Below are 17196 nucleotides of genomic sequence, written 5' to 3'. Positions count from 1 at the left end.
GTTACTAATAAAAAGGCCGTAAGCACATGCGCTTACGGCCTTTTTTGTATTTCATTTTTATATTTAAGGTTGAGAGGCGACTAAACGAGTACTGTCTCGCCCACTTTATCAGCCTCAACCACTTTCTCAGCTTTGACGGCGCACACCTTAAACTCTGGGATTTTAGCCACCGGGTCGAGTGCGTTGTTGGTTAGTTTATTTGCTGCCGACTCAGCAAAGTGGAACGGCAGGAATAACACGCCAGCTTGTGCTCGTCTGGTGACAAAGGCTTGGATCTGAATTTCGCCGCGCCTTGTGCTCAGCTTTAACCTATCGCCGTTATTGACCCCTAACTTCTCAGCATCAAATACCGAAATCATCACCTTAGCGCTACCTAGCTGATTGAGACCCTCCGTTTTTCGGGTCATGGTACCTGTGTGGAACTGCTCTAGTAATCGGCCTGTCGATAACACCAGTGGATACTCTTCACATGGCATTTCGGCGGGAAGACGATAGTGCACCGCACGCATCTTACCTTTGCCATGAGTGAACTCTCTGGTATGTAAAATGGGTGTGCCAGGATGGCCTTCTGCAGGGCATGGCCATTGCAGACCTTGAATGCCGTTGCTGCTTAGGCTATCTATTACCTGCCATGTTATGCCGCGGTATTGCGGAGTAACATCGGTGATCTCGTGCCAAATCTGCTTTTCATTTTGGTAACCCCACTCTTCGCCCATCTTGCTAGCAATGAGCTGGATGATCTCCCAGTCATTTTTAGCAAGACCTGGCGGCGTAACTGCCGGTAGTAGCTGCTGCACTCGGCGCTCGGTATTGGTAAAGTGACCTAACTTTTCGGCAAAGGCCGCCGCTGGCAATACCACATCGGCAAGCTCGGCAGTCTCAGTTAAGAAGATATCCTGCACCACCACAAACTCTGCCGCAGCTAAGCCTTGCAGTACATGCTTTTGGTCAGGATCGCTGAGCACAGGGTTTTCACCCATGACATACAGGCCTTTTAACTCACCATGAGATAACGCGTGCATCATTTCTGTGGCGGAGAAACCGATATCTGCGCAAAGATCTTGCTTGCCCCAAGCTTCACGGAAGCGCATCTGAACCAGTGGGTCGTCAAGCTTCTGGTAGCCGCTAAAGTAATTGGGTAATGCGCCCATATCACAGGCGCCTTGCACGTTACTCTGGCCGCGCAGTGGATTAATACCGGCTCCTTTAGCGCCAATATTGCCGCACAAAAGCTGTAAGTTTGAAATAGCGGTAACGTTATCGTGACCCGAGGTATGCTGAGTGATCCCCATGGCATAGTAGATAGCCGTTTTTTCTGCAGTGCCGATTAAGCGCGCCATCTCGATGATGTCACTCGCACTAATGCCAGTAATCACTTCAGCGTTTTTAGGGCTGTAATCGGGGCTCATGACCTCATCATACAGCTGACTAAAGCCTTCAACTCGCTCTTGGATGTAATCTAAATCATGCCAATCGTTTTTAATGATCTGCTGCATAATGGCATTCAACAGCATCACATCTGAGCCCGGTCTTTGCGCCACATAAAGCTCGGCTTTATCGGCAATAGAGACACGCTTAGGATCGGCAACAATCAAGCGTGCGCCATGTTCGCTAATCGCTTGCTTGATACGGGATGCAATAATTGGGTGAGCGCTTTCGGTATCCGAACCAATGATAAAGATAAGGTCGCTATCTTTTATGCCGGGGATATCGTTGGTCATCGCGCCGCTACCTAGGCTTTCACGTAGGGCGGTAACGGTTGAGGCGTGACATAAACGCGCACAGTGGTCGATGTTGTTGTTACCAATCACACTGCGGAAAAACTTTTGGAAAACGTAGTTATCTTCGTTAGTGGCTTTGGCCGACGATAGACCCGCAAGAGCCTTGTCGCCATAAGTGAGTTTTATCTCACCAAAGCGCTGGGCTACCACTGAAATCGCTTCTTGCCAGCTTGCCGGAACAAGCACGCCATTTTTACGAATAAGTGGGGTGGTTAGGCGCTTATCGCTACCAACAAAGTCAAAGCCAAATCGACCTTTAACACACAGCATGCCTTCATTCACTGGCGATGACGTGTCACCGCTAATATGACGAATTTGATTCTTTTGCTCATCAACATGCAAGTTAACTCGGCAACCAATACCGCAATAAGTACAAATAGTAGAGACGGTTTTAAGCGGCGCTTTTTGTGCTGGTGTCAGCCCTTGAGTCTTATCGCGGGCATCAACTAGCGCGCCTGTTGGGCACACCTGCACACAGTTACCGCATTGTACACAGTCACTGTCGCTCATGCTGGCGCTAAAGCCGACTCGCGGTGCGTGGCGTACATCAGCTTGGCATGAGGTCGGCAGGGCATGATAATGATCTTTGGCAAACGATATCGCATGGTGTCCGCTGGCGCCTTTACAGGTTTCGACGCAGGCGCCGCAGCTGATACAGCGGTTAGCATCAAAAGTAATAAATGGTGCGCTGGTGTCGATACTAAAGTGCTGCGCTTGGCTAGTATCGAGCTCGCTGGCTTTGACCTTATATTCGGTAGCGTAATCGCGTAGCTTGCAGTCGGTGTTGGCCTGACAGGCACACTCTAAACAGCGCGCGGCTTCTTTCATGGCTTCATCGGCGGCAAAGCCAAGTTCCACTTCGCTAAAGTTCAGCGCGCGTTGTAGCTTATCAAGCTCAGGCATTAGGCTGCGAGGTTGCACACTTGACGCTGGATACAGTGCATCGGCCTTAAGTGATTTTAGCGCGCTGGTTTTAGCCGCCTTAGTGGCGTTAAAAGGCTGCTTGACTAACTCACAGGTTAGCCCTTGTGTTAGTAACTTCTCAATGGCATCCGCCGCCTTACGACCATCGGCAACAGCAGCAACAGCGGTAGCAGGACCGGTACGAGAGTCGCCAATCACAAATAGTTTATCTAGGCCGGCAGATTGCCCGGCTGACATAGTGTGTTCACAGCCTTCAAAGGTATTCCAACGCGTGAGGGCGACTTCACCAGTGGCTAACTGGCTTTGAGGGTGCTCAAGAAACGCCATATCAGGCATTTGTGATACGGCGGGAATAACCGTATCGAAGTCTTCGACAAAGGTTTCACCCGTTGGCGTTGGGCTGCGACGGCCAGAGCTATCAGGCTCGCCCAGTGCCATCACTTCAAAGGTAACCTTGGCAACTCTGCCGTTTTCGTCGCTGTGATTTTCAACCGGATTAGTCAGGAAGTGGAACTTAATCCCCTCTTGCTCGGCCTCATGAATTTCATAGTCTTCTGCTGGCATCTCATCGCGAGTACGACGATACACTAGTGTTACCTCGGCGCCATCACGTTTGGCGGTGCGGGCGCAGTCGATAGCGGTATTACCACCACCAATCACTGCGACTTTTTTGCCAGTAGTGTAATGCTTATCGGTGCAGTAATCTTTGAGGTAATCAACACCTAAATAGCAACCATCAAGCTCGATGCCAGGGTAGTTCATCGGTACCGCTTTTTGCGCGCCAATAGCCAAACAAACGGCGTCGAAACTTTCGATTAAACCATTAAGGTGGATATCACGGCCAAGGCGGGTGTCGGTTTCAATGTTAAGGCCATTTTTGCACAATAGTGCAATCTCTTTATCGAGAATGGCTTTTGGTAAGCGGTACTCAGGAATACCGTAGCGTAACCAGCCACCAGCTTGGGGCATTGACTCGAAAATCGTTACATCATGGCCATTGTTAGATAGATAATATCCCGCTGAAATGCCCGCTGGGCCACTACCGATAATAGCGACTTTCTTATTGGTAGCTGGCAGTCGAGGTGGCACGTATGGCGCGTCACCTTCTAAATCTAAATCGGCGGCATGGCGCTTTAGTTGGCGAATCGCCACGGGCTCGTCAACTAAGCCGCGGCGGCACTCAGTTTCGCAAAATGCAGGGCAAACACGGCCAATAGACAGTGGCAAAGGTAACGTCTGCTTAATGACTTTAACGGCTTCGCTGTGGTCACCTTGGGCAATATGATACAGGTAAGACTGTACGTCGACGCCAGCTGGGCAAGCCGTTTGGCAAGGCGCTTCGCAGTCGGCAAAGTGATTGGATAAAATGGTATGTAGCGCCGCTTTGCGCTGTTTACTTAGCGCCGCTGACTGGGTGATGACTTGAATGTTTTGCGCTGGAATATCGCTAATTAATGTTTCACAGGCGCGTACATTGGTAATGCTGTCATCATCACCGTGCAGTTCGACATGGCAGAGGTTGCAGTGTTGCTTGCTGTCATGGACTAAGGCGCTGGCTTTGCTCTTACACAGGTTTGGGATCGCTATATCTGCATTAAGCGCAACGTCTAACAGAGAGTCTTGTTGATTGGCAACTAAGGTCTTGCCATCAATTATTATTTGTTTCATCGCATTGGCCTTTAATTATAGGGTCGCAGCTTGATTGAATACGCTTAACTAGCATCAGAAAAACTAGGCGTAATATCAGCATTCATAGAGAACGGACTTGGCGAAATCATTATAAGTTTGAGTATACCTGTGGCCTTTTTTTACACTGCTAATGCCGTTTGATTTTGAATTGAAATTGCGGGATTGCTCACGGCTTGAGAGGGAAGTGTGCGTGCAAACTGCTATAGCTGGTCAGATGTGTGATTAGCTTCTCGGCTTTGATGGTTTTATGGTGTGGCGCGTCAAGCAAATAGTGATAACCCGGGCTTAACCGGTCACCTTTTTGACATAAAACACCACTAGTCACGCGATGGTAAAGCTACCCGTAAAGGCCTCAAAAGCTGCAATGGCTCGGGATAAGCCTATAGAAGTAAAGTCGCCGTAGCCTAGGGGGTAAAGATCACGACTGACTAGTCAGTACAGTTGAGCAGTAGCACTAAATTGGCGCTTGAATTCTGACGAAGGCTAAAGACGTGCTCTTAGTCGTCATCAACAATTAGGCTTTGGCCGACATTCTTAATAATAGATGTTAATCGTAGGCAAAGGTTAGCTTGAGCGCGAATATTGGTTAAAGATTGCTTTTTAACGCTTGAGTTAGCTTTGTTGAATAAAATTGCTGTTTTGTTCGCTTTTGCCGCTATGTTTCGAGCAAAGCATGGGTTAAAATAGCGGGTTTTCTATCTGTGAATAATTGAGCCGATAATCGATGGCGTTGTGACGTCATTGCTTAGTTAGCCAAAACTCATTTAAAAGTTGATTAAATCATGTTTGAAGTAAATCCAGTTAAATTCAAAATCAAGGAGCTCGCTGACCGTACCGACCTTCTTCGGGGGTATCTTTGACTACGATGCCAAGAGTGAGCGTCTAGAAGAAGTTAGCCGAGAGCTTGAAAGCTCAGAAGTTTGGAACGATCCAGAGAACGCCCAAGCCTTAGGCAAAGAGCGTGCAGCCCTTGAAGCGATAGTAAAAACTATCGACGATATGGACAGTGGCCTAGAAGATATCGAGGGTTTACTCGAGCTTGCCGTTGAAGAAGATGATGAAGACACCTTCAATGATGCCGCCGCTGAATTACAAGGTCTTGAGAAACGTTTAGAGGAACTAGAGTTCCGTCGTATGTTCTCGGGTCCACATGATGCGTCAGATTGTTATTTAGATATTCAATCAGGTTCAGGTGGTACAGAGGCTCAAGATTGGGCCAATATGGTACTGCGTATGTTTTTACGTTGGGGTGATGCCCATGATTACAAACCTGAATTGATTGAAGTGACGGGTGGAGATGTTGCCGGCATTAAAGGCGCAACCATCAAATTTACTGGTGAATATGCGTTTGGTTCGCTACGTACCGAAACCGGTGTACACCGTTTAGTGCGTAAGTCACCATTTGACTCGTCAGGTAAGCGTCACACCTCTTTCTGTTCGGTATTTGTTTACCCAGAAATTGATGATTCGATTGAGATTGATATCAATCCATCGGACTTAAGAATTGACACCTACCGTGCTTCTGGCGCGGGTGGTCAGCACGTCAACAAAACTGAGTCGGCGATTCGTATTACCCACGTACCGACCAACACAGTGGTGCAATGTCAGAATGACCGTTCACAGCATAAAAACCGTGATGCGGCCATGAAACAGTTAAAAGCAAAGCTGTATGAGCTGGAAATGCTTAAACAGAATGCTGATAAGCAAGCCGCCGAAGATGCCAAGTCAGATATTGGCTGGGGCAGCCAGATCCGTTCATACGTGCTCGATGATGCGCGTATTAAAGATCTACGTACCGGCGTTGAAAACCGAAATACCCAGAGCGTTTTAGATGGCGATCTGGACAAGTTTATTGAAGCTAGCCTGAAATCTGGCCTTTAACGAGAGAAGAAGATGACTGAACAAACCCAAGACGAGAACAAGTTAATTGCAGAGCGTCGTGCTAAATTAGAGCACATTCGTACCAACTGCCCTGCAAACGGTCACCCGAACAACTTCGATCGCAAGCACAAAGCGGCAGACATTCAAGCTGAATTTGGTCACAACACCAAAGAAGAGCTTGAAGGCATGGGCATTGAGCGTTCAATCGCTGGCCGTGTTATGGCTAAGCGTGGTCCTTTCTTGGTTATCCAAGATGTGAGCGGTCGTATCCAAGCTTATGCAGGTAAAGACGTTCAGAAAGATCTAAAAGAGAAGTTCCAAGGTCTAGATATCGGTGACATCATTGGTGTCACAGGTCAGCTACACCTGTCTGGAAAGGGCGACCTATACGTGAACATGGAGCAGTACCAGTTGCTAACTAAAGCACTGCGTCCACTGCCTGAAAAGTTCCATGGTCTAACTGACCAAGAAACGCGTTACCGTCAGCGTTATGTTGACTTGATCGTTAACGAAGAGTCTCGCGAAGCCTTTATCATGCGCTCTAAAGTGGTTTCGGCTATCCGTAACTTCATGGTGAAAAAAGAGTTCATGGAAGTTGAAACACCAATGATGCACAGCATCCCTGGTGGTGCTTCGGCGCGTCCATTTGCAACGCATCACAATGCGCTTGATATGGCGATGTACTTGCGTATCGCTCCAGAGCTATACCTTAAGCGTCTAGTGGTTGGTGGTTTTGAGCGTGTGTTCGAAATCAACCGTAACTTCCGTAACGAAGGTCTATCTCCACGTCATAACCCAGAATTCACTATGATGGAATTCTATATGGCGTACGCTGACTTTAACGATCTAATGGATCTGACTGAAGAGATGCTAAGCTCTATCGCGACTGAGCTATGTGGTTCGCCACAGCTTCCATACGGCGAGCACACGGTTGACTTTGGTGGCCCATATGCACGTTTGAGCATGTTGGATGCAATCAAGAAGTACAACCCAGACAACGCAACCATTCAGGCGATGACTTACGAAGAAGTTAAAGACGTTGAATTTATGCGTGACTTGGCTAAGAGCCTAGGCATGACGGTTGAGAAGTTCTGGACTTGTGGTCAGCTACTTGAAGAGATCTTCGGTGAAACGGCTGAAACTCAGTTGATGCAACCTACGTTCATCACTGGCTACCCAGCGGATATCTCTCCACTAGCACGTCGTAACGATGACAACCATTTCATCACCGACCGTTTCGAGTTCTTTATCGGCGGCCGTGAAGTGGCTAACGGTTTCTCTGAGCTTAACGATGCTGAAGATCAAGATCGTCGCTTCAAGGCGCAGGTTGATGCTAAAGATGCCGGTGATGACGAAGCAATGTTCTACGATGCTGATTATATTCGCGCACTTGAACACGGCTTACCGCCAACAGCGGGTCAAGGTATCGGTATTGACCGTCTTGTGATGCTATTTACTAACACGCACACGATTCGTGACGTGATCTTATTCCCAGCTATGCGCCCACAAGCGAACTAATAGCCGAGATATTGCAGAAAAGTCAGTGGCGTTTATGACGCTAACTGGCATTAGCAAAATTGAAAACCAGCTCTAGGGCTGGTTTTTTTATGGGCAAAATTCGAGATTAACTTGAGATGATGGTATTGAGAGAGAAGCGCTGCAGGTTATTATCGCTAACTGAATGTATATATTTAATGTGATTGCTATTAGGTAATAGCGCGGAATGGTCGCCTTATACATATTGTGATGCTGTAAATGATTCTGAGTGCTTGATTGTTGTAATCTGACTCTCTGGTTTACACCTAATGCGCTAGATGAGATCTCAGCGATAGGATTTGTTTGATGTAAATGTTAACTTGCTTATCTAAGTCTATGACAAGCCAATCTTTAGTATCGCTGAACTGCAGAGTTTAGCTGCCCTAATTATCAGGATGTATATCTATATTTTTGAAGTTTACAGCACGCATATTATGGCTGCTGTCGGCTTGTCTTTGTCATGAATTTTGTTTGGTAAAGTGTGTAAACGCTAGCATATAGCCATAGAAGAAGCGTCGATAATTAATGAGACGTTTTGCCCATTTAAAAAACTGATAGGAAATTGAGTTGATTAATATCCATATAACGCAAGCACAACGGGATGAATGGCAGCAATCTATCGATATGCTGGCACGAATAGCCCAGTGCAAGGCCGCGTTATTACAGATAGATCAAGCAGACCAATTTGTTGCTATTAGTTATGCCAATATGACAATGGATCAGCTTAATCAACTGCAAGTCAGTCTTGAGCAAGATCATTGCCAATCTGAGTTGGCGCTATTTACAAATCGACTTGATGATAGCGAGTCTTATGACGCTTCACAGCGGTGTTTATTTCCCGTTAATTGGCCTTCTGGGGCCTTGTTTGGCTATCTCTGCATCATTACATCGGCTGATAGTCGTCAGCAACATGTAACGATTGAGTCTGCAGAACACGCAGTCACTCATTCTGAAGCTCCCTTGGTAAATCAAGGCGATCTACGACGCTTACTCAAAGTGTGCGGCAACAGTATCGAACAAAGTTTGGGCCATGTTTACCGGCAATTTAAACGCAAACAGAATAAGGTTCGCAAGGTCAGTGAAAGAGCTAGTGATGTGAGCTTACAGGCATTTATTGATTGCATGAAAGAACACGTGTGGATGAAAGATGCATCTGGGCGTTATGTCATGGTGAATCAAAGTGTGGAGCTTGCCTGGAATCGTCCACGGGAGCAGATCCTTGATTATACCGATGAGCAATTATTTGAACCCCGGTTAGCCAAGCATTTTATGGCTAGCGATGTTGAATCTATCCGGAAAGGAAGAGAGGTCAGTGCTGGGGAATGTGAAGGCTTAGATATTGGTGATACCGAGTCTTGGCTAGAAACCACCAAGGTCCCAGTTATGGATGAGAATGGTGAGCTAACTAGCATCATTGGCATTTCACGTAATATCTCTTCTCATAAAGCCGCGCAAGAGCAGCTTGAGTTAGCCTCACGAGTGTTTGAAAACTCGGAAGAGGGCGTGATCATCACAGATGTTGATGGCACTATTGTCAACGCTCATGGCGCTTTTAAAAGTATTACCGGTTTTGAAAAAGAGCAACTGCTAGGGCAAAACCCTAGAGTGCTTAACTCTGGACGCCATGACAAAGCATTTTTTACTAGTATGTGGGATGACTTGCTGACTAAAGGTAAGTGGCATGGCGAGATTTGGAATCGGCGTAAAAACGGCGCAATCTTCCCACAGATGCTCAATATCAGTGCTGTGTATGATGAGGTGCATAAAACTCGCTTTTTTGTGGCGGTATTTCACGACATCTCGGCCCAGAAGCAAAATGAAGCTCAGCTTGCTGAAGTGGCATTTCATGATCCGCTGACAAAACTGCCTAACCGTATGGCGCTAACGGCACGCTTAGAGCAAGAGCTAAACTTGGCAAGCCATAATCAACATCGTCTCGGCGTGGTTTACATCGATGTGGATCTGTTTAAGCAGATAAACGAAAGCTACGGTCACCCAGTGGGTGACGAAGTGCTATTTGAACTGAGCCAGCGATTTAAGTCAGGATTAGACAACCTCAGCACCGCGGCAAGGCTTGGCAGTGATGAGTTTGCGGTTATTTTATCGAATATCGATAGCAGCGACATGTTGTTAGTCAGCGTGAATAAGCTCAGAAAAATGTTTGATAAGCCTTTTGCTTTGGGTGAGCATGGTCAAGCACGTTTAACGGCGAGTATGGGGGTGGCGATTTATCCTGAGGATGGTCAAGACTCAAGCACTCTACTGGTTAATGCTGAAGTCGCTATGCATCGTGCCAAACATGATGGTCGCAATAACTACGCTTTTTATACCGAGTCGTTGACTCAGGAGTCGGTGGCAAAGCTTAAGCTGCAAAATGCGCTGCATGATGCACTTGAACTTGATGCTTTTCATTTAGTTTTCCAACCTAAAATCAATTTAGATTCAGGCAAGGTCGTCGGCTTTGAAGCGTTACTGCGCTGGAACGATCCTGTGCTTGGCAATATCTCGCCAGCGATTTTTATTCCCTTGGCGGAAAAGATTGGTCTAATCCAAGATATCGGCCGCTGGGTACTGAAAGAAGCCTGTGAACAGGGTCAGCGCTGGCATCAACAAGGTGTTCATTTTGGTCGGATTGCGGTTAACGTAGCGGGGCAGCAGCTACAGCGTAGTAGCTTTATTGATGATGTTTCAGGAATGTTGAAACAAACAGGTTTACCCGCCACGAGCTTAGAGATAGAGGTGACAGAAAGCTGCATGATGTCAGATCCGTTAATGGTTAGCCAAGATCTGGCTAAACTTGGTGCGATGGGGGTTGAAGTATCAATCGATGACTTCGGTACTGGATATTCCTCACTGAGTTATCTTAAAAAATTACCTATTCATAAGCTTAAAATTGACCAATCCTTTGTTGCCGGTTTACCGTTTGATACCCACAATACAGCGATTGCCAAAGCCATTATTGCGATGGGCCATGCGCTTAATTTAAAGGTGGTGGCTGAAGGGGTTGAGACTCAAGCGCAAGCGGACTTTTTAAAAGAAAGCGATTGCGATGAAGCTCAAGGCTATTTTTACAGTCGTCCTAAATTAGCCGAAGAGTTAACGAGCTTTCTCAAGCACTAGCCTTATACGATTGCTATTAGACGCTAAGCCGTTTTACCGCGATGACATCACCTGGCTGCATGCTGTTGAGCTGAATATTACCAATCCGGACTCTCACCAGTCGTAGGGTTGGTAAACCGACCGCTGCGGTCATTTTTCTCACCTGTCTATTTTTTCCTTCAGCGATAGTGACAGCAAGCCAGCTCGTGGGGCCGTGGCGAGGATCGCGGATCTTTTTTCCCCTAGCAGGCAAGCTTGGCTCTGGAGTTAATCGCTCAACTTTACATGGTAAAGTCTGATATTTTCCGCCACTAATGCCAATCTCTACGCCTTGGCGAAGCTGCAAAAGTTGCTCCTGCGTTACTTCACCATCAAGCTGTACATAGTATTCCTTTTCAATGGTTTTACTACGAATAAGGTGGCTCTGCATGCCATCGGTTGTGAGCAGTAGTAAACCTTCAGAGTCATGATCCAGTCGGCCAATGGCCATGGTTTTATCAGGAAAGTCGTATAGCTCACCGAGTAGTGGCTTGCTCTTACGAGATTCAGGTACAAACTGGCTTAAGTATTTATAAGGTTTATAAATAATAAAGTGGCAGTGGGGTTGCTCTGTGGCTGTACCTGAGTCGGACATAGTTGAAACTCGAAATTTGTGGACAGGTTAGTATAACCTGAATTGCGCGTGATTAAGCTATTTAGCCGCTGGGAAGAGATAGCAATGATTAAATAATAGCTAATGACAGCGTTGTCATTTGAGGTTATAGTTATGTTACATAGTTAACTGCGAGTGCCGTTTTAGTCTCTTAGCACTAATGGTTTTAAGCCAAACTCAGCGCTTGCGGGCTGAACTTAGTTAACTGCATCGTTTCGGATTTCGCTTGGTTGACTACAGCTAACACATATTGGATTAAGTTTATGCAAATCGTAATATTAAAAGACAGTGCCTCGGTAGCTGAATACGGCGCCAACATTTTTATTAAGCAGCTGCAACAAAAGGCTGATTCGGTATTGGGTTTAGCAACAGGCTCAACGCCGGTGTCCTTGTATCAAGGTTTGATAGCAGCCAATAAAGCTAAGCAGATCTCCTTTAAAAATGTCACCACTTTCAATCTAGATGAATATCTCGGACTTGAGGGCACTCACCCGCAAAGTTATCGCTACTTTATGAATGAGCAGCTGTTCGACCATATCGATATTGATAAGTCGCAAACTTGTGTACCGCCAGGTGACGCGGCAAATCCAATTGAAGCCTGCCAGGGTTATGAGGCGCAAATTAAGGATGCTGGCGGCATTGATATTCAACTACTCGGTATTGGCCGTAACGGCCATATTGGCTTTAATGAGCCGTCATCAGGCTTGATGTCGCGTACACGAGTAAAAACCTTAACTAAAGCGACCATTGACGATAATGCGCGTTTCTTTGAAGCGGGCGAGTATCAACCGCACCTTTCAATCACCATGGGAATTGGCACTATATTAGATGCCAAGAAGGTGGTGTTATTGGCTACAGGCGAAAATAAAGCTGATGCAATTAAGGCGACAGTTGAAGGCGCATTGACTGCAGCCTGCCCAGCATCTGCGTTGCAATTGCACCAAGATGCGGTGTTAGTCATCGATGAAGCGGCAGCCTCTAAGCTATCAGATTGTGATTTTTACAAGCATATCGAAGCTGAAAACCAGAAGCTGATGGCAAAGCTGGGCTTATAGGTGCCTAGAAGCAGAACGTATAAATCGTATTGCATTTTGCAGACATCAAGATAGATAGAAAAGACAAGCTGAGCTTGTCTTTTTTTTGTCTTTTTTTGCCAGGTGTTTGCGTAGCTTTAGTTTTAGCCTTCCTCTATTAGCGAGTTGAGATCTAGGCCTGATTTGCCATTGCGTTAATAACGTATTAATAATAGGTTTATTGTTAATTCATCTCGTATGGCAGCAGTGTAAACAGGTCATGCTTCTCATCAAAAAGAGTCAATGATAATGCTGAAAAAACTGCTGATTTTGATATCTGTGCTTATAGTCGCGCCCTTTATTGTGGCTTTGTTTGTTAAGAACAATTATTCGGTGACGTCGCAAATCACCATAGAAAAACCGATAGCGGAGGTGTTTGATTACGTTAAATACCTTAAAAACCAAGATAACTTTAGTGTTTGGGCGCAGATGGATCCCGACATGCTGAAAACCTATCGTGGTACCGATGGCATGGTGGGCTTTGTGTCTACTTGGGCTAGTGAGCAAGAAGAGGTCGGTGTCGGTGAGCAAGAGATAATGCGGATAGATGACGGTAAACGTATCGACTACGAACTGAGATTTTATCAACCCTTTGAATCTACCGATTTAGCCTATATGCAGACTGAGGCGCTTTCAGCTAACGAAACATTAGTGACATGGGGCTTTGATGGGCACCTAGACTACCCAATGAACTTGATGTTTCTGTTTATGGATGTTGAAGGCATGATAGCTAAAGATTTAAATCAAGGTCTAGCGCAGTTAAAGTCTACACTAGAGGCTAAATAAATAAGTCACCGCTCAGGATCTGTGGGCTAGTGTGCCAGCATAGAACGCAAGCTCAATGACAACAATAAGCAGATGAAAGGAATGGATATGAGCCAAGCACATCACCCTCTTAACGACTTTATTGAATACCCCCAAACAGAGATGCTTAAGCGCGCTGAGCAAAACTATCAAGACGTGCAACGCCGTCACTCTATTCGCAAGTTCTCTGATAGAGCTGTACCGCAAGAGATCATTGAAAAGTGCATTCTCGCGGCAGGCACTGCGCCTAATGGCGCTAACCATCAGCCTTGGCATTTTGTCGCGATTAATAGGCCAGAGATCAAGGCGCAAATTCGCCATGAGGCCGAGGCGCTAGAACAAGCCTTCTATGCTGGCCGTGCCGGTGAAGAGTGGCTCGATGCGCTTAAGCCACTAGGCACTAATGCTGACAAACCTTACCTTGAACATGCCCCATGGCTGATTGCTATTTTTAGCCAAAAACGCAGTGAGGAGGAGGGCGAACAAAAAGCTAACTATTACGTGCATGAGTCAGTGGGCATTGCCACCGGATTTTTAATTCAGGCGCTGCATAACGCGGGACTTGGCACCTTAACGCATACGCCAAAACCCATGTCATTTTTAACTAAAGTCTGTGGCCGCGACAGCAACAATGAGCGCCCTTATATGTTGATTATTGCGGGTTATCCAAGTGATGATGCAACCGTGCCTGAACATGCCCTGCAGAAAAAGCCGCTAGCAGAGATCTGCACCATTTTATAATCAGAGTCGTTCATCGCTGTTGATAAGGCTGGGCTGGTTCATAAATAGATTATCCACTTGAGTAGAGTCATAATTGAGCGTAATGCTGATCGGTATAACAATTAAAGAGAGGCGAAATGGAAAAGCACAATATCTTTAAAAAACTGCCACAAGACTTAATTGAAGAGGCGTTTGAGCCGCTGGTGGAGCAAGGTGAGCTGCTCATTGAACGCATCATTTCTAAAGCACATATTACCCCTTTAGGAGAGTGGTACGATCAACATCGCAGTGAGTGGGTGATGGTGATGCAGGGCGCAGCTAGGCTGGAATTTATTGATGGTGAAGTGGTTGAGCTCAGTGTGGGAGAGCATCTTAATATTCCGGCCCATGTAAAACATCGCGTCGCCTGGACCAGTGAAGAGGTTGAGACTATTTGGTTAGCGGTTCACTATTAATTGCTACAGTGATAATTGCATTTGGCTAATTGTCACTGTGATCATCGCCCTTAGATAATAGCTACTGTGATCATCGCTACTCCGACCTATAGCGAATCGCTCAAAAATTGATTTTATATTAGCTAACGCCAAAGCTCGGCATTTTTGCTATAATCTTCGCCCAAAATATCTGTGTTAACCCTTATTTGAGTGATTTTTATGAGCAATGTTGGCATCTACAACCCTAGCGATAAGTCCGGCGACAAGCCTACTGGCGAGATGCATTCTCCATTAGAGATGCAAAATAATCGTCTAGAGCTGCTGGCTCCAGCTAAAAATGCCGATTATGGTATCGAAGCCATTCGCCATGGTGCTGACGCGGTATACATTGGTGGTCCAGCCTTTGGTGCACGTGCCACTGCGGGTAACAGTGTTGAAGACATTGCGCGTTTATGTACCTTTGCTCATCAATATCACGCCCAAGTGTTTGTCGCTATCAATACTATTTTGATGGACGACGAACTCGACGCGGCGCAAAAACTCATTTGGCAAGTGTACGAAGCGGGCGCCGATGCGCTTATCGTGCAAGATATGGGCATATTACAGCTCGACCTACCGCCAATTGCATTGCATGCCAGTACGCAAATGGATAACCGTAGCCCAGAAAAAGTCGCCTTTTTAGAGCAGGTGGGTTTCTCACAAGTGGTACTTGCTCGTGAGTTAGGTTTAAGCCAAATTCGTGATGTTGCCGCTAACACTAACATGCAGGTTGAGTTCTTTATTCATGGTGCATTATGTGTGGCTTACAGTGGTTTATGTAACTTAAGCCATTCATTCAGTAACCGCAGTGCTAACCGCGGTGAATGCTCACAAATGTGTCGTTTACCGGGCGAGCTTAAAACCCGTCAAGGTGAAGTGCTAGCGCAAAACGAGCACCTATTATCGCTTAAAGATAATAATCAAACAGACAATCTAGAAGCCCTGATTGATGCGGGCGTGCGCTCGTTTAAAATCGAGGGACGATTAAAAGATTTAAGCTACGTTAAAAACGTCACCGCTCATTATCGCCAAGAGCTAGACAAGATCATGGCGCGCCGTAGTGAATTTGTGGCGTCATCTCATGGGCGTTGTGAGCATAGCTTCACACCCGATCCTGAAAAAACGTTTAACCGTGGCCGCACCGATTACTTTGTTAATGAGCGTAGCCAAGGGGTGAGTGATTTCCGCTCACCTAAATATATTGGTGAAGAGGTAGCGACGGTTAAACGCATTGGCCATGACTTTATTGAAGTTAACTCGACAGAAACCTTTAATAACGGCGATGGCTTGTGTTTCTTCCCAAGTGATTACGCCGAAGCCAAGCAGTCAGATGACAAATTAAAGGGCCTACGAGTTAACCGCGCCGAAGGATTAACTTTGTTTGTGGCGCGTATGCCAAAAGAGCTGAAAGCAGGCATGACCATATACCGTAACCATAACCAAGCGTTTGAAGCTGTACTGGCTAAAGAGTCGGCTAAACGTATTATTGGGGTTGATTTGGTATTGGCCGACACCGCTGATGGGGTGTCGCTGACCATGACCGACATTTATGGTCATAGTGCCACCCAGTCATTAGCAATGGTGAAAACGGCAGCGACCGACATAGAAAAAGCCCAGCAAGGCTTGCGAAAGCAGCTTTCAAAGCTAGGCAGCACCGACTTTACCGCGCACAATATTTTGATTGAAACCGCCGAGACTTGGTTTATTCCAACCTCGATATTGAACGGATTACGCCGTGACACTGTGGCCGCTTTAGAGCTAACACGAGTAAATGATTACCAGCGCCCTAAAGCGTGGAAATATAATCAAGACGCCGTCTATCCGGTTAAGCATTTAAGCTATCTTGGCAACGTGGCAAATGAGCAAGCAAAAGCGTTTTATCAGCGCCATGGCGTGATTGAAATTCAAGACACCTATGAGAAAAATGGTATTAGTGAAGACGTGCCATTAATGGTGACTAAGCACTGCTTGCGCTTTAACTTCAATCTTTGTCCAAAAGAAGTACCAGGCATCAAAGCCGATCCTATGGTGCTCGAAATCGGTAAAGACGTACTTAAGCTAGTGTTTGACTGCCCGAAATGTGAAATGATGGTGGTAGGCGAGAACAGACAAGTTCGCTCACCAAATTAACTACCGAGCAAGAGCACCGATAGCGATTCAACTATTAAGGAAAATAGACGATGGGATTATTAGATTCACTAATGGGCAACGCATCAGAGGTTAACCTCGACGAGCTAACCCAAGAGTTAAGTCCAATTATGGCCGACGACGAGTCGCTAACCTTGGCCTATAAGGTTATCCGCGATATGTTCGTGTTTACCAATAAACGTCTTATCTTAATTGATAAGCAAGGCGTGACGGGTAAGAAGGTGAGTTATCACTCGGTGCCATATAAGTCGATAACCCATTTTGAAGTGGAAACTGCCGGCACGTTTGATATGGACGCCGAGTTAAAAATTTGGATCTCAGGCCAAAAAGATCCCTTGGTTAAAGAGCTAAAACGTGGCACCGACGTAGTCGGTATTCAAAAGACCATAGCAAATCTGTCTTTATAGCTCTTCTTG

Annotated in this window: 11 protein-coding genes and 1 pseudogene; 9 read left to right on the top strand and 3 right to left on the bottom strand. The window is 46.2% G+C overall.

The window, feature by feature from the left end; genetic code table 11:
• Positions 1 to 80: 80 nt before the first annotated feature.
• On the bottom strand, positions 81 to 4373 hold the full coding sequence (gene fdhF, locus ACVBIL_RS03700; RefSeq protein ID WP_447165642.1) for a formate dehydrogenase subunit alpha: 4293 nt from the start codon (positions 4371 to 4373) through the stop codon (positions 81 to 83).
• A 342-nt stretch (positions 4374 to 4715) separates the two neighbouring features.
• Positions 4716 to 4885, bottom strand: a pseudogene (locus ACVBIL_RS03695) (pentapeptide repeat-containing protein); the annotation flags it as partial.
• A gap of 291 nt (positions 4886 to 5176) precedes the next feature.
• Between ACVBIL_RS03695 and prfB the strand changes: the two are divergent.
• From prfB to ACVBIL_RS03680, 3 genes are all read left to right on the top strand, one after another.
• Positions 5177 to 6275, top strand: a protein-coding gene (prfB, locus tag ACVBIL_RS03690) for a peptide chain release factor 2 (RefSeq protein WP_447165641.1) whose coding sequence is annotated in 2 segments (ribosomal slippage) — positions 5177 to 5251 and positions 5253 to 6275 — 1098 coding nt in all. Because the reading frame shifts where the segments join, the coding sequence is not laid out codon by codon here.
• Positions 6276 to 6287: 12 nt separating this feature from the next.
• Positions 6288 to 7793, top strand: coding sequence for a lysine--tRNA ligase (gene lysS, locus ACVBIL_RS03685; protein WP_447165640.1), 1506 nt, complete (start codon positions 6288 to 6290; stop codon positions 7791 to 7793).
• Between the two features lie 585 nt (positions 7794 to 8378).
• A complete protein-coding gene (locus ACVBIL_RS03680; RefSeq protein WP_447165639.1) occupies positions 8379 to 10931 on the top strand; it encodes an EAL domain-containing protein in 2553 nt (850 codons plus the stop codon).
• Positions 10932 to 10947: 16 nt separating this feature from the next.
• Here the strand turns inward: ACVBIL_RS03680 and ACVBIL_RS03675 are convergent, their stop codons facing one another.
• Positions 10948 to 11544 (bottom strand): pseudouridine synthase, encoded by a 597-nt coding sequence (locus tag ACVBIL_RS03675; protein WP_447165638.1) that lies wholly within the window; start codon positions 11542 to 11544, stop codon positions 10948 to 10950.
• Between the two features lie 281 nt (positions 11545 to 11825).
• Between ACVBIL_RS03675 and nagB the strand changes: the two genes are divergently transcribed.
• The 6 genes from nagB (at position 11826) to ACVBIL_RS03645 (ending at position 17187) form a co-directional block, all read left to right on the top strand.
• On the top strand, positions 11826 to 12617 hold the full coding sequence (gene nagB / locus ACVBIL_RS03670) for a glucosamine-6-phosphate deaminase (RefSeq protein WP_447165637.1): 792 nt from the start codon (positions 11826 to 11828) through the stop codon (positions 12615 to 12617).
• 267 nt (positions 12618 to 12884) lie between these two features.
• Entirely contained in the window at positions 12885 to 13421 is a 537-nt protein-coding gene (locus ACVBIL_RS03665; protein WP_447165636.1) for an SRPBCC family protein, read from the top strand.
• An 87-nt stretch (positions 13422 to 13508) separates the two neighbouring features.
• Complete coding sequence (locus ACVBIL_RS03660; protein WP_447165635.1) at positions 13509 to 14180, top strand: nitroreductase family protein; 672 nt, start codon at positions 13509 to 13511, stop codon at positions 14178 to 14180.
• 116 nt (positions 14181 to 14296) lie between these two features.
• On the top strand, positions 14297 to 14614 hold the full coding sequence (locus ACVBIL_RS03655) for a cupin domain-containing protein (protein ID WP_447165634.1): 318 nt from the start codon (positions 14297 to 14299) through the stop codon (positions 14612 to 14614).
• Positions 14615 to 14872: 258 nt separating this feature from the next.
• Entirely contained in the window at positions 14873 to 16762 is a 1890-nt protein-coding gene (locus ACVBIL_RS03650) for a peptidase U32 family protein (RefSeq protein ID WP_447165716.1), read from the top strand.
• A 50-nt stretch (positions 16763 to 16812) separates the two neighbouring features.
• Complete coding sequence (locus ACVBIL_RS03645; protein WP_447165633.1) at positions 16813 to 17187, top strand: PH domain-containing protein; 375 nt, start codon at positions 16813 to 16815, stop codon at positions 17185 to 17187.
• Positions 17188 to 17196: the final 9 nt, after the last annotated feature.

Source organism: Shewanella sp. 125m-7 (assembly GCF_052977045.1).
The sequence above is the reverse complement of the archived record's forward strand: the minus strand, read 5'-3'. Positions and strand labels throughout refer to the sequence as shown.

Excerpts from the sequence above, each read along its gene's own strand:
- fdhF (WP_447165642.1), bottom strand. The coding sequence starts at position 4,373 with ATGAAACAAATAATAATTGATGGCAAGACCTTAGTTGCCAATCAACAA.
- lysS (WP_447165640.1), top strand. The coding sequence starts at position 6,288 with ATGACTGAACAAACCCAAGACGAGAACAAGTTAATTGCAGAGCGTCGT.
- ACVBIL_RS03675 (WP_447165638.1), bottom strand. The coding sequence starts at position 11,544 with ATGTCCGACTCAGGTACAGCCACAGAGCAACCCCACTGCCACTTTATT.
- nagB (WP_447165637.1), top strand. The coding sequence starts at position 11,826 with ATGCAAATCGTAATATTAAAAGACAGTGCCTCGGTAGCTGAATACGGC.
- ACVBIL_RS03665 (WP_447165636.1), top strand. The coding sequence starts at position 12,885 with ATGCTGAAAAAACTGCTGATTTTGATATCTGTGCTTATAGTCGCGCCC.
- ACVBIL_RS03660 (WP_447165635.1), top strand. The coding sequence starts at position 13,509 with ATGAGCCAAGCACATCACCCTCTTAACGACTTTATTGAATACCCCCAA.
- ACVBIL_RS03655 (WP_447165634.1), top strand. The coding sequence starts at position 14,297 with ATGGAAAAGCACAATATCTTTAAAAAACTGCCACAAGACTTAATTGAA.
- ACVBIL_RS03650 (WP_447165716.1), top strand. The coding sequence starts at position 14,873 with ATGCATTCTCCATTAGAGATGCAAAATAATCGTCTAGAGCTGCTGGCT.
- ACVBIL_RS03645 (WP_447165633.1), top strand. The coding sequence starts at position 16,813 with ATGGGATTATTAGATTCACTAATGGGCAACGCATCAGAGGTTAACCTC.